At 35.1% G+C, this 11877-nt stretch carries 10 protein-coding genes and 1 pseudogene; 10 read left to right on the top strand and 1 reads right to left on the bottom strand.

Translation table 11 applies throughout. The annotated features are described in order from the left end of the window. Nucleotides 1-48 precede the first annotated feature (48 nt). The 6 genes and pseudogenes from JFU18_RS12765 (at nucleotide 49) to JFU18_RS12745 (ending at nucleotide 7031) form a co-directional block, all read left to right on the top strand. Nucleotides 49-597 (top strand): NfeD family protein, encoded by a 549-nt coding sequence (locus tag JFU18_RS12765; protein WP_002091085.1) that lies wholly within the window; start codon nucleotides 49-51, stop codon nucleotides 595-597. Between the two features lie 12 nt (nucleotides 598-609). After that, a complete protein-coding gene (locus JFU18_RS12760; protein WP_201034681.1) occupies nucleotides 610-2184 on the top strand; it encodes a flotillin lipid rafts scaffold protein FloT in 1575 nt (524 codons plus the stop codon). A gap of 259 nt (nucleotides 2185-2443) precedes the next feature. Next, nucleotides 2444-3481, top strand: a pseudogene (locus JFU18_RS30505) (HAMP domain-containing protein); the annotation flags it as partial. Beyond that, nucleotides 3473-4420, top strand: a complete 948-nt coding sequence (locus tag JFU18_RS30500) for a methyl-accepting chemotaxis protein (protein ID WP_373695849.1) — start codon at nucleotides 3473-3475, stop codon at nucleotides 4418-4420. The pseudogene JFU18_RS30505 and the gene JFU18_RS30500, both read left to right, overlap by 9 nt. Before the next feature lie 314 nt (nucleotides 4421-4734). After that, entirely contained in the window at nucleotides 4735-6339 is a 1605-nt protein-coding gene (locus JFU18_RS12750; protein WP_445816280.1) for an ATP-binding protein, read from the top strand. Next, nucleotides 6339-7031 carry a response regulator gene (locus JFU18_RS12745; protein ID WP_201034683.1) on the top strand — a complete coding sequence of 231 codons (693 nt, stop codon included), beginning with the start codon at nucleotides 6339-6341 and terminating at the stop codon, nucleotides 7029-7031. The genes JFU18_RS12750 and JFU18_RS12745 overlap by 1 nt, the downstream gene beginning before the upstream one ends. 69 nt (nucleotides 7032-7100) lie before the next feature. On the opposite strand, the gene JFU18_RS12740 is transcribed toward JFU18_RS12745, so the two are convergent. Continuing rightward, entirely contained in the window at nucleotides 7101-8405 is a 1305-nt protein-coding gene (locus JFU18_RS12740; RefSeq protein ID WP_002188234.1) for a CitMHS family transporter, read from the bottom strand. A 256-nt stretch (nucleotides 8406-8661) separates the two neighbouring features. Here JFU18_RS12740 and JFU18_RS12735 point away from each other — a divergent pair, with 256 nt between their 5' ends. The 4 genes from JFU18_RS12735 (at nucleotide 8662) to JFU18_RS12720 (ending at nucleotide 11665) form a co-directional block, all read left to right on the top strand. After that, nucleotides 8662-8916: a hypothetical protein gene (locus JFU18_RS12735; protein ID WP_002029671.1), complete on the top strand. Its 255-nt coding sequence runs from the start codon at nucleotides 8662-8664 to the stop codon at nucleotides 8914-8916. Between the two features lie 136 nt (nucleotides 8917-9052). Then, the gene (locus JFU18_RS12730; protein WP_201034684.1) at nucleotides 9053-9556 is read left to right on the top strand and encodes a nitrous oxide reductase accessory protein NosL; all 504 of its coding nucleotides are present in this window, start codon (nucleotides 9053-9055) and stop codon (nucleotides 9554-9556) included. A gap of 385 nt (nucleotides 9557-9941) precedes the next feature. Then, nucleotides 9942-10814 carry an ankyrin repeat domain-containing protein gene (locus JFU18_RS12725; protein WP_002029673.1) on the top strand — a complete coding sequence of 291 codons (873 nt, stop codon included), beginning with the start codon at nucleotides 9942-9944 and terminating at the stop codon, nucleotides 10812-10814. 170 nt (nucleotides 10815-10984) lie between these two features. After that, nucleotides 10985-11665 (top strand): GNAT family N-acetyltransferase, encoded by a 681-nt coding sequence (locus JFU18_RS12720; protein ID WP_201034685.1) that lies wholly within the window; start codon nucleotides 10985-10987, stop codon nucleotides 11663-11665. Nucleotides 11666-11877: the final 212 nt, after the last annotated feature.

Raw genomic sequence — 11877 nt, 5'->3', positions numbered from 1 at the left:
GCATACATATAACAAAAAAAGGGATTGTTTAAGAAAGGGGGATAAGAAATGGTCTTGTTTGGTTATCCACTTGAAACAATTTATTTATATGGATTTATTATTGCTACTATACTCACTGTTATTTATATTTTCTTTGGAGATATATTTGAATCAATATTTAGTTTTGGGGGCGGATCTGTATCCGTTGTAACTTTATTACTTAGTTTTTTTGCAATGTTATGTGGATTTAGTTATATAGGAGAATATTTATTTTCCTTTAATAGCATTATTATTTTTGGTGGCTCATTTGCTATATCCTTTATCGGTGTTTTCATAATGAAAATATTAATTTTAAAACCGATTGCAGAGGCAGAGCAAAATACAATGCACCGCATGGATGAATTTATTGGACGAAAAGGAGAAGTAATTATATCGATTCCGAAAGAAGGATTTGGAGAAGTATTAATCTCATCCCAATTTGGAAGTAATGCAATACCAGCGAAAACAATTGGGAAAAAAGATATTTCACAAGGAACCGAGGTCATTATTGAAGGAGTTCAAGATGGTGTTTTGCTTGTACAAAACATCGCTTATTCTTTAAAGAAACCAAAATTATAAGGGGGAATTTACATGACGATTCCATTAATTATCGGTGGAGTTTTACTCGCAATTTTACTTCTACTCATTTTAGTATTTATTACGAAGTATCGTACAGTTGGTCCAGATGAAGCATTAATTGTAACAGGGAACTGGCTTGGTGGTGGAAAGAATGTTGTTATCACTGATGATGGAAAGAAGATTAAGATTATCCGCGGTGGTGGTACTTTCGTTGTTCCAATTATGCAACGAGCAGAACTTCTTAGCTTATTAAACTACAAATTAGAAGTTGGAACACGTGATACGTATACGAAACAAGGTGTACCAATTACAGTAAACGGTGTTTCTATTATTAAAGTAGGATCGACAATTGAAGAAGTTTCTACAGCAGCTGAACAATATTTAGGAAAAGAAACGGAAGAGTTAAAAGTAGAAGCAAAAGAAGTTTTAGAAGGGCATCTACGTGCTATTTTATCTTCCATGACCGTAGAAGATGCTTATAGTAATAGAGAGCAATTCGCACAAAAGGTGCATGAAGTGGCTTCTACTGATTTGAAGAAGATGGGACTTCGCATCGTTTCCTTTACAATTAAAGAAATAATGGATAAAAACGGTTACTTAGATGCACTTGGTCAGCCGCAAATTGCAATGGTTAAGCGTGATGCAACAGTTGCAAATGCAGAGCGTGAAAAAGAAGCGCGAATTGAAAAAGCTCGTGCTGAGAAAGAAGCAAAAGAAGCAGAATATCAACGTGATGCACAAATTGCTGAAGCTGAAAAGCATAAGGAATTAAAAGTACAATCTTATAAGAGAGACCAAGAACAAGCTCGCGCAGATGCAGATCTTTCTTATGAATTACAACAAGCGAAAGCACAACAAGGTGTTACAGAAGAGCAAATGCGAGTTAAAATCATTGAGCGTGAAAAGCAAATTGAGTTAGAAGAAAAAGAGATTGCGCGTCGTGAAAAGCAATACGATGCAGAAGTAAAGAAAAAGGCAGATGCAGATCGCTATGCTGTTGAACAATCAGCTGAAGCGGAAAAAGTAAAACAAATGAAAAAAGCAGATGCGGATCAATATAAAATTGAAGCAGAAGCAAGAGCACGTGCAGAAGAAGTTCGTGTAGAAGGTTTAGCAAAAGCAGAAATTGAAAAAGCACAAGGTCAGGCAAAGGCAGAAGTACAAAAGGCACAAGGTACAGCGGAAGCTGATGTTATTAGGTTAAAAGGTTTAGCAGAAGCAGAAGCGAAACAAAAAATTGCAGAAGCATTTGAATTATATGGGCAAGCCGCGATTATGGATATGGTTCTTAAAATGCTTCCAAGTTATGCGAAAGAAATTGCGAGTCCACTTAGCAACATTGATAAAATTACAGTCGTTGATACAGGCGGTGGTGGAAAGAATAGCGGCGCCGGTAAAGTTGCAGGGTATGCGACAGATTTAATGGCAACAATGCAAGAAACTTTAAAAGCCTCTTCTGGTATTGATTTAAAAGAATTACTAGAAGGATTCGCTGGAAAAGGTGCCGTGCAGCAAATATCAAACGATAAACCTGTCGTATCTGTAGTAGAAGATAAGGAAAAAGAAGTAGAAAAAACTAAAGAATAGTAAGATGGAAAGAACCTCTAGTAAGTGGGATACTAGAGGTTCTTCTGTGAATTATAATATTTCGAATAATATACATTTTTATACATTGTTTTAATTGTTAAATTTTTATAGAATGAAGTATGTATGCAATAATCTTTTAAATTTAGAAAGATGAGTAAAGAGAAATAAAGAGTCTCATTAACGTATTTATATCTTATAATTTTCATAAATAGATTAATTGTAAGTTATTGCATGTAAAACGGTATGAAGGGGTAGGAATATGTTTCAAAGGAAATTAAGGAGTAGTAGTTTAAAAACAAAGTTACTTGTGTCATTTATTATTATTTTAATTCTTCCAAGTATTATAATTGGTTGGACGTCTTATCAGCAGGCGAAAACAAATTTTAATGAAACGATTTTAAAATCGGCGAAAGATAATATAAAAATTTTGGATAATGTAATTAATAAGGAATTGGATAGTAAAAAAGTAGATGCAACTTATTTTACGAAATTATTTACACAATCAAGTTACCAAGCGGATCAAATTCAAAACATCCAAAATAAATTAGAAGAATATAATAAATTACATCCAGAAATGGAAGCGATCTATACAGGATCTAGTAATGGACAATTTATTCAATCACCAGCTATTCAAATGCCCGAAGGATATAATCCTACAGAAAGAGATTGGTATAAAGAGGCAGTGAAAAAAAGCGGAGAAGTGATTGTAACTGCTCCATATAAGTCAAAAACGACAGGGAATATTGTTATTACACTAGCAAAACAAAACGAAGATAAAAGTGGTGTTCTCGGGATTGACTTAATTATCAATGATATTGTAACTACTTCTAAGATGGTTAATATCGGTAAGGAAGGGTATGTAGCGATATTTGATCAAGATAAAAATGTAGTCGCACACCCGACACTGAAGCCAGGAGAGAAATTAGAAGAGAAACTTAGTAAGGAATTTTATAAACAGGAAGCTGGTGATTTTCATTATTCATTAGATGGTGAAGATCGTAATATTACTTTTAAAACGAGTAAGAAAACTGGATGGAAAATAGCAGGAATTATGCCTTCAAAAGAAATAATTGAAGCGGCTGAACCTATTTTCTATAAAACATTAACTGTTATTGGTATCTCATTAATAATTGGTGGGATTGTAATTTACTTCATAATCGCTTCTATTATTAAACCGTTAAAACAACTTGTTATATCAGCGAGGAAAATTAGCGAAGGTGACTTAACGGAGTCAATTACTGTTCGTTCAAGAGATGAAATTGGTCAGTTAGGTGAAAGCTTTAATGAGATGGCGGCATCATTACATGATGTAATTTCAAATATTAATACTTCAGCTGGTCATGTAGCAGCTTCTTCGGAAGAATTAACAGCTAGTATGAAGCAAGCAAGTGAAGCGACGGAACAAATTACAAGGGCGATGGAACAAGTATCGAGTGGGGCAGAAATACAAACGCGGGAAGTTGAAGAAGGAGCGACTTTGTTAGAAGAAGTTACAGAAGGAATTCAGCGTGTTGCGGATAGCTCTTCATTAGTGTCCACAGCATCTATGTATACGAAGCAAAAAGCTGAAGATGGTGGAAAGTTAGTTGAACAAACTGTGAATCAAATGCAATTAATTCATGAGTCTGTGTCACAGTCAGACGAAGTCATTTCTTTATTAGATGATAAGTCGAAGCAAATTGGAGCTATTCTAGAAGTGATTCAACATATTGCACAGCAGACAAACTTATTAGCATTAAATGCTGCAATTGAGGCTGCAAGAGCTGGAGAGCAAGGAAGAGGTTTTGCAATTGTAGCAGATGAAGTACGTAAACTAGCGGAACAATCGGGACAGTCTTCTACGGAAATTGGAAAGTTAGTGAAAGAGATACAATTTGATATAAAAGAAACTGTAAGTTCTATGAATCAAGTTGGGACAGAGGTACAATCAGGGCTTGTAGTTGCAAATGAGGCGAAGCAAAGCTTTGTAGAAATATTGAAATCTACAAATGATACAGTTGTACAAATTGATAGTATGGTAGATGTAGCGAAGCGAATGACGATAGATACAAAACAAGTAAGTGCATCTATTAATGAAATTGCAGCAACGATTGAAGAAAATGCAGCAAGCGTTCAAAATATTGCTGGCTCCTCTGAAGAACAAGTAGCTTCAGTAGAAGAAATAAATTCAGCAGCAGTTCACTTATCGCGAATGGCTGAAGAATTACAAGAGATGATTGGTAAATTTAAAGTGTAATAACAAGCATTAAGAAACGAGGTAGTAATTTTACTTCGTTTCTTTTTTTATCCCGCTATTTGTGGGCAGTAAAACTCCCACCTCATAATTCGGCTGGAGCAAAGAAGTTAGGTGGGAGTCGGGCGGCCCGTAGATACCCGATTGGTGAAGGCTAATAATCAGTGAGGGATGAACAAAACCCCCACTGATTAAAGTTTCACTTTATGAAGATAAAGATAAAGAAATATATAGTAACCGTGTTATGATAAAAGGTGATAAATAAAAAAACTGTATTTTCTTTAAATTCTATCTTTAGCCATGTTAGGGGAATGATTTTGAAATTGAAGAAATTGAAACTACAACCGAGAATTACATTAACTATTAGTACACTTATTCTTGCTGTGCTTCTGTTAACGAGTTATTTATTTTACTACATATTATCTGAAACGGTAGAAGACCAAATCGGAAAAAGAGCGTTGCATGTTGCGAAAACAGTTGCTGCTATACCGGAAATCCAGGAAGCTTTTCAAAAAGAAAATCCAGCTTCTATTATTCAGCCAATTGCAGAAAAAATTCGAATCGAAACAGATGCTGACTTTATTGTAGTTGGAAATAAAGATGGTATTCGTTATGCACATCCTAAGCGAGATAAAATAGGAGAAGCTATGGTGGGCGGAGATAACAAAGGGGTTCTATTAGAAGGGAAATCTTACGTTTCGAAAGCAACGGGATCATTAGGGCCTTCATTACGTGGAAAAGTCCCAATTCGTAATCAGGATAATGAAATTATTGGTGTAGTATCTGTTGGTTTTTCCATGGATGATATTCATGGAGCGATAGAAGTGTATGGAAAGCGTGTGTTCTGGATTACAATAACAGGTCTGTTAATTGGGATAATTGGCTCTGTATATTTAGCTAAAAGTATTAAGCGGATGATGTTTGGAATGGAGCCAGAAGAAATTTCATCTTTATACGAGGAGCATAGTACAGTTATTCAATCTGTACGTGAAGGAATTGTAGTAATCGATAAAAATGGTATGGTTAGTTTAGTAAATCAAGCGGCATACGATATCCTTTCTTTAGATAAACAACAAAATATAATAGGGAAATTTATTTTAGATGTTATTCCTAATTCATCGATACTGGATGTACTTCAAACCGGAGAAGAACAATTTGATCGCCAATTAAATATAAAGGGGCAGGATGTTATTGCTAATCGTCTACCTATTAAAGTTAATCATAAAGTAACTGGTGTAGTATCCAGCTTGCGCTTGAAATCTGAGATGGATCAATTAACAGCGGAATTATCTCAAACACGGCAATATACAGAGGCATTACGGGCGCAAACACACGAATATAACAATTTATTGTATACGCTTTCAGGACTTATTCAATTAGAGTCTTATGAAGATGCTTTAGAGCTTATTCATAAGGAAACGGCAGTATATCAAGAGTTCGTTCAATTTATTATGAAACGAATTCAAAATCCATGGTTAGGTGGGATTTTAATTGGATTTTATAATAGGGCGCGAGAGTTGAAGATTGATTTTATGTTAGATCGGGAAAGTAGTTTAGAAGAGTTAAGTCCGCATATTGAGAGTAATTACGTTGTTTCTATTTTAGGGAATTTGATCACGAATGCATTTGAAGCAATTGAAAGAAATCAAGATCATGATAAGAAAGTAAGAATGTTTGTAACAGACATTGGGGAAGAAATATTAATTGAAGTAGAAGATTCAGGACAAGGTGTTCATGATGAAATAATTACAAGTATATTCTATAAAGGTTTTTCGACGAAAGTGGGCGGAAAACGTGGATATGGATTAGCGAAAGTGAAAGAGTTAGTGGAAGATTTAAATGGAAGTATTGCGATTGAAAAAGGGGATTTAGGTGGTGCTTTATTTATCATTGCATTACCGAAAGAGAGAGGCGAATTGTAATGAATGAGGGGATTGAAGTATTGATTGTAGAAGATGATATTCGGATTGCGGAAATTCATCGTCGTTTTACTGAAAAAATTGAGGGGTTTAAAGTAATTGGAACAGCAACGACTGGGGAACAGGCGAAAGAATGGTTAGAGTTTGTAAAGCCACAACTCGTTTTATTAGATGTATATTTACCTGACATGCAAGGGACTGAACTCGTCACATATATTAGGCATAATTTGCATGATACAGATATTATTATGATTACAGCCGCATCAGAGACGGATGTAGTGCGACATGCTTTAAGAGGCGGAGTAACAGATTATATTGTAAAGCCACTTACATTTGATCGGTTTAAAACAAGTTTAGAAAGTTATCAAAAGAAGATTACGAAGTTAAAGAAAAATACTCAATTATCTTCAGAACAGATTGAACATCTATGGTCCCAAAGAGGGGTGCAGGCAAATCAAATAGAATATGCGCCAAAAGGAATCGACCCTTTAACGTTAGCAAAAATAAAAGAGCATATGCTAACTATTAATGAAGAGGGAATTACTGCAGAGATACTAAGTTCAATGGTAGGTGTAAGCCGATCAACTGCGAGGCGCTATTTAGAGTATTTGATCTCTGGAAAGAAAGTGCATGCGGAGCTTATATATGGAAGTGTGGGAAGGCCAGAAAGAAGGTATTTCCGCGTTTCTTCATAGGGGGTTTTTACAACAATAAAAACAGTAGAGGATTATTACATTTCCTCTACTGTTTTTTCTAGTTTCATCTTATATTGGAATAATTCCAATTACAATTCCAGTAATCAACATAACCATTGTCGTTCCAACAGCCCAAAGTAAAGTGAATCGTTGGTGTTCACCAAAATCAACCTTGGCCATTCCGACTAATAAATAAGTGGAAGCAACGAGGGGACTCAGTAAGTGAACAGGTTGACCGAGTAACGAAGCACGTCCCATCTCTGCTGCACTAATTCCGTAAGCGGCAGCAGCTTTCGTTAAAATAGGTAATACACCGAAGTAAAAGGCATCATTAGACATGAAAAATGTGAACGGCATACTTAGTAAAGCTGTAATAATTGGAAGTTGGGGGCCAAGTGCATCTGGTATAAGAGTAACAACACTTTGAGCCATTGCATCTACCATTTTTGTTCCAGATAGAATACCTGTGAAAATTCCAGCAGCAAAGACGAGAGAAACAACCGCTAATACGTTTCCAGCGTGAGACGCAATACGCTCTTTTTGTTGCTCTAAGTTTGGATAGTTAATCATAACGGCAATAGCAAAAGCGACTGTAAATAGAACAGGTAGCGGCATAACTTCTAGTATGAGACAGACAAGTAATGTAGCGGTCAATAAAAAGTTAATCCATAGAAGTTTAGGGCGTTTATGCACGGCAGCTTCAACAGTCGCAGCTTGCTCATCCATTGTTTGCATTTGTTTTAAATATTGTACATCCATAATTCCTAAACGTTTTCTTTCTTTTTTTCCAAGATAGTAGGCAACGAAAACTACCCAAATTGCACCAGCAATCATTCCTGGTATAAGTGGTGTGAAGAGCTCTGATGCATCAAGTCCAAGAGCACTCATAACCCGAGCAGTTGGTCCACCCCAAGGTGTAAGATTTGTAACACCTGCCCCTAACATAACAACCCCAGCTAATATAAGTGGATTCATTCCAAGACGTTTATATAGTGGATACATTGCGGAAACTGTAATCATATATGTTGTTGTTCCGTCACCATCTAATGAAACGATAATAGTAAGAATAGCTGTACCAACAACAATTTTTAAAGGATCACCTTTTACAAATTTTAAAATTTTACTAATAACAGGATCGAATAAACCGCTATCAATCATAATTCCGAAATATAAAATGGCGAACATAAGCATAATACCAGTAGGTGCTAGCTTTTGAATTCCTTCTAACATCATCGGGCCCATATTGGCATAAAAGCCACCAATTAATGCGAAAATAATTGGAACTAATATTAATGCTACTAAGGCTGACATACGTTTAGTCATAATCAAAAACATAAAGACGAATACCATTGCAAATCCAAGTAATGCTACCATGTAATCTCCCCCTCAAAAAAATGATTGCGCTTTCAATATAAAACGAAAATTCAGATAAAAGGTTTTTTATTTATAATAAAAGGTTCAATTCGAATGGTAAATAATTAAAGAAATAACATCATTAGAAACATAATCTTTATTTTGATCATTTTGTTCATGAGGTAATTTTGAATTTTTAAAAAGATAAATGCCTTCGTACAAGAATGGTAGAATAAGGTGAAAACGAGAAGCGCGTGAAGTAGGGAGTAGATTTTGAATGGAAACAAGAATAGAAGAGATTTATAGTTCATGTAAAGGAAAAGTAGAGGAGATTTTTATTAATGAATCCTCTTACGTATATGAATGGGAGAAATTAATGATGATCCGAAAAAATGATGGTGAGCTTGAGAAAATCGGGATAGGGATCAGTGGAAATATAAGATTAGTAAATGTAGAAGTTGGACAGGAAATTGATACGGATACATTATTAGTTAAGCTGGAAGATGATTTATTAATTACTGGTTGTGAATGATGAGGGATGTGTAGAAGTAACTGCACATCCCTTTTTTGTTCCATATATTACAAAAAGAACATTGTTTTTTCACAAATCTCACACAACCTTCTGCTATTCTTTTCGTGGAGTATACGGTTTTTAGGGAGGAATATTAATGAGGGTAAAATATGTCGTACTTGTTATATGTGTATGTTTCATCTTTATGGCAGTAGGATGTGGAAAACAGGAAATAAAAGCTGTGGAAATTAATGAGAAACATGATAAATGTGATATTTGCCAAATCGGGGTAATGGATAATCAATTTGCAACAGAAATCATTTTAGAAAGTGGAAAAGCGTTAAAGTTTGATGATATCGGTTGTATGTATAAATGGATGGAGATCAATTCAGGTGAAAAGACGAAAGAAAAATTTGTTCGAGATTATGATTCGAAAGATTGGGTTTCGTTAGAAGATGCTACTTACGTATATGATAAAACAATAACGACACCGATGGCTTATAATGTCATTTCATTTAAAAATAAAAAAGATGCAGAGAGTTTTGTATCTAACTATAAGGGGAAAGTTCTTTCGTATAAAGAGCTATCAGAGCATAAATGGGAAATGAATAAAGAGATGATGGGAAAACCGAAAACAGGGAATCACGGTGGGCATCATTAATAATAGAAAAGGTGTAAAAATTTTAGAAGAACGGTTACAATGGAATATAGTAACCTAAAGCAATCATTTACCCCGCATTAACGGGCAGTAAAACTCCCACCTCAAAATGCGGCTGGAGCGAAGAAGTTAGGTGGGAGATCAACTGTCCGTAAATGCCCGATTGGTTCAACTAATAATCAGTGGGGGATGAACAACCCCCACTGATTAAAGTTTCACTTTATGTACTTTTTAGAAATATATACAAATGCGGTAAAAACGTGCTAAACTAATTGCTTCATAATGTTAATGATGAGGCCATCAGGCGTATCATTCCAATAGGTTGAGAAACATAGTATAAGTTTAAGATAATCCGATTAAAGAAGGAATCTAAAGGGCTTATGGATAAATGTACTCAAGAAGAGTTATTGTATGTGATGGAGGAATGGTTAAGAAAACATTATCTTTCATAGGAGCTGTAGTTGTGAGAAAACAAAAAATTTTATTATGTATGTTATTAGGACTTTTAATGACGGTAGTGGCTTGCGATAAGCAAGAGGAGCCAGAATCAAAACCGGTTCATGTGAAAAACGAAAAGAAAAAAGAAAAGCATAAAGAACAGGAAGAATCTAAAGAAGAAAAAAGTATAAATTTAATGGACAAACAGTTGCTACTTTCTGCGACGCTTGGAGACACAGAAACAGCTATGAAGCTGATCCAAGATGGAGCGAATATCAATGTAGAAGGTGACAACGGAGAAACGCCTGTCCTTGCAGCGACGTATCAAAATCATGTAGAGACAGTTAAAGCATTAATTGATGCGGGTGCTGATATTGAAATTCAAGACGAAAAACAAAGTAATCCATTTCTTTATGCAAGTAGAGAAGGATATACGGATATTGTAAAAGTATTAATTAATGCAGGAGTTAATACGAAGGAAACGACTAAGTCAGGTGGAACAGCACTTATTTCTGCATCTGAGCGTGGCCATGTAGAGGTTGTTAAAGAATTATTAGAGCATACAGATATTGATGTGAATTATAAGAATGAACGTGGTGGAACAGCTTTATTAGAAGCAATTGTATTAGGAAATGGTAGTGAAAGTCATAAGAAAGTAATTCAAATGCTTATTGACCACGGGGCAGATGTAAATATGGCCAATAAGGAAAATATTACGCCGCTGCAATATGCTGAAAAAAGAGGTTTTAAAGATATTGCGAATATGTTGAGGATAGCTGGAGCGAATGAAGTAGTACAGCCGCAACCACAACTGGCAGAATAACAAGCTGAAGAAATAAAAAGCACGAGATAATCCCATTTAGATAGACAGAATGAAGAAGTCATTTTAGTATGATGGATTCAGTAATGTGTATTTAAATGGGATTTTTGTTTTGAAAAAATGGATGGATGCTATATCGAGAAGGCTACAAATAGTAATTAAGGAGGGTATAAATGCGATTTTCAGAACTTGAGTTAATAGCAATTCAGGCAGAAGTTTTATTTGTTCATAATCAAGTAGGAAGAATAAAGTGTGTAAATGAAAATGGAAATCTGAAAGCACCACGTTTTTTTCTTAGCAGAACTCGTGAAGGGAATATAACGAGGTATCATTATAAACTGCATGGTGAAATGATAAGTAAGATTGAGAAATTAATTCGAGAATGCTCAAATCCCATTGAGATAGCAAAGATCATTAAAGTATTAAATGAAGAGAGAACGGTGGAGAATATTTGGGTGGGTCCTGCTTTCATGTTCCCTAATAATTTACATAAGCCAACTAGAACAATACAAATAACAGAGAAGAATAAAGAGCTTTTGCGAGAAAATTTTTCTAATCTAATAGAACAGATGGAATGGAGGCGACCTTATTTTGCAATTGTAAAAAATGAAAAGGTAGTTTCTATATGTTGCAGTGCCAGAAGTACGCCCGTAGCTGCTGAGGCAAGTGTAGAAACTTTAGTGGAGTTTCAAGGGAATGGATATGGTGCTGATGTCGTTACAGCCTGGGCACTATCAATACAAGAGGAAAAGCGCATTCCGCTTTATAGTACTTCTTGGGATAACTTTGCTTCGCAAGCAGTGGCGAGAAAACTAAAACTCATTAACTATGGAATGAATTTACATATTGATTGAATTTTAAACATTGTTGTGTTCTGTTGGGATTTATTCGTATATCTAGATTATTGTAAAAGCAATATGGTGAATATTAACATTCGATTAACATCTAATTAACAATTTATCAAAACTGACTTAATAAATGCGTAATATAGTAAAGGTAACAAAATAACTAGGGTAGAGAACATTTGAGAACACCCGCTTACATATAACGTGCCGCTTTCTTAAGT

Source organism: Bacillus sp. TH22, assembly GCF_016651015.1.
Classification (GTDB): Bacteria; Bacillota; Bacilli; order Bacillales; family Bacillaceae_G; genus Bacillus_A; species Bacillus_A mycoides.
The sequence above is the reverse complement of the archived record's forward strand: the minus strand, read 5'-3'. Positions and strand labels throughout refer to the sequence as shown.

Coding starts and splice junctions, on each gene's coding strand:
- JFU18_RS12765 (WP_002091085.1), top strand. CDS start 49: ATGGTCTTGTTTGGTTATCCACTTGAAACAATTTATTTATATGGATTT.
- JFU18_RS12745 (WP_201034683.1), top strand. CDS start 6,339: ATGAATGAGGGGATTGAAGTATTGATTGTAGAAGATGATATTCGGATT.
- JFU18_RS12730 (WP_201034684.1), top strand. CDS start 9,053: ATGAGGGTAAAATATGTCGTACTTGTTATATGTGTATGTTTCATCTTT.
- JFU18_RS12725 (WP_002029673.1), top strand. CDS start 9,942: ATGTACTCAAGAAGAGTTATTGTATGTGATGGAGGAATGGTTAAGAAA.
- JFU18_RS12760 (WP_201034681.1), top strand. CDS start 610: ATGACGATTCCATTAATTATCGGTGGAGTTTTACTCGCAATTTTACTT.
- JFU18_RS12735 (WP_002029671.1), top strand. CDS start 8,662: ATGGAAACAAGAATAGAAGAGATTTATAGTTCATGTAAAGGAAAAGTA.
- JFU18_RS12720 (WP_201034685.1), top strand. CDS start 10,985: ATGCGATTTTCAGAACTTGAGTTAATAGCAATTCAGGCAGAAGTTTTA.
- JFU18_RS12740 (WP_002188234.1), bottom strand. CDS start 8,405: ATGGTAGCATTACTTGGATTTGCAATGGTATTCGTCTTTATGTTTTTG.
- JFU18_RS30500 (WP_373695849.1), top strand. CDS start 3,473: ATGGCGGCATCATTACATGATGTAATTTCAAATATTAATACTTCAGCT.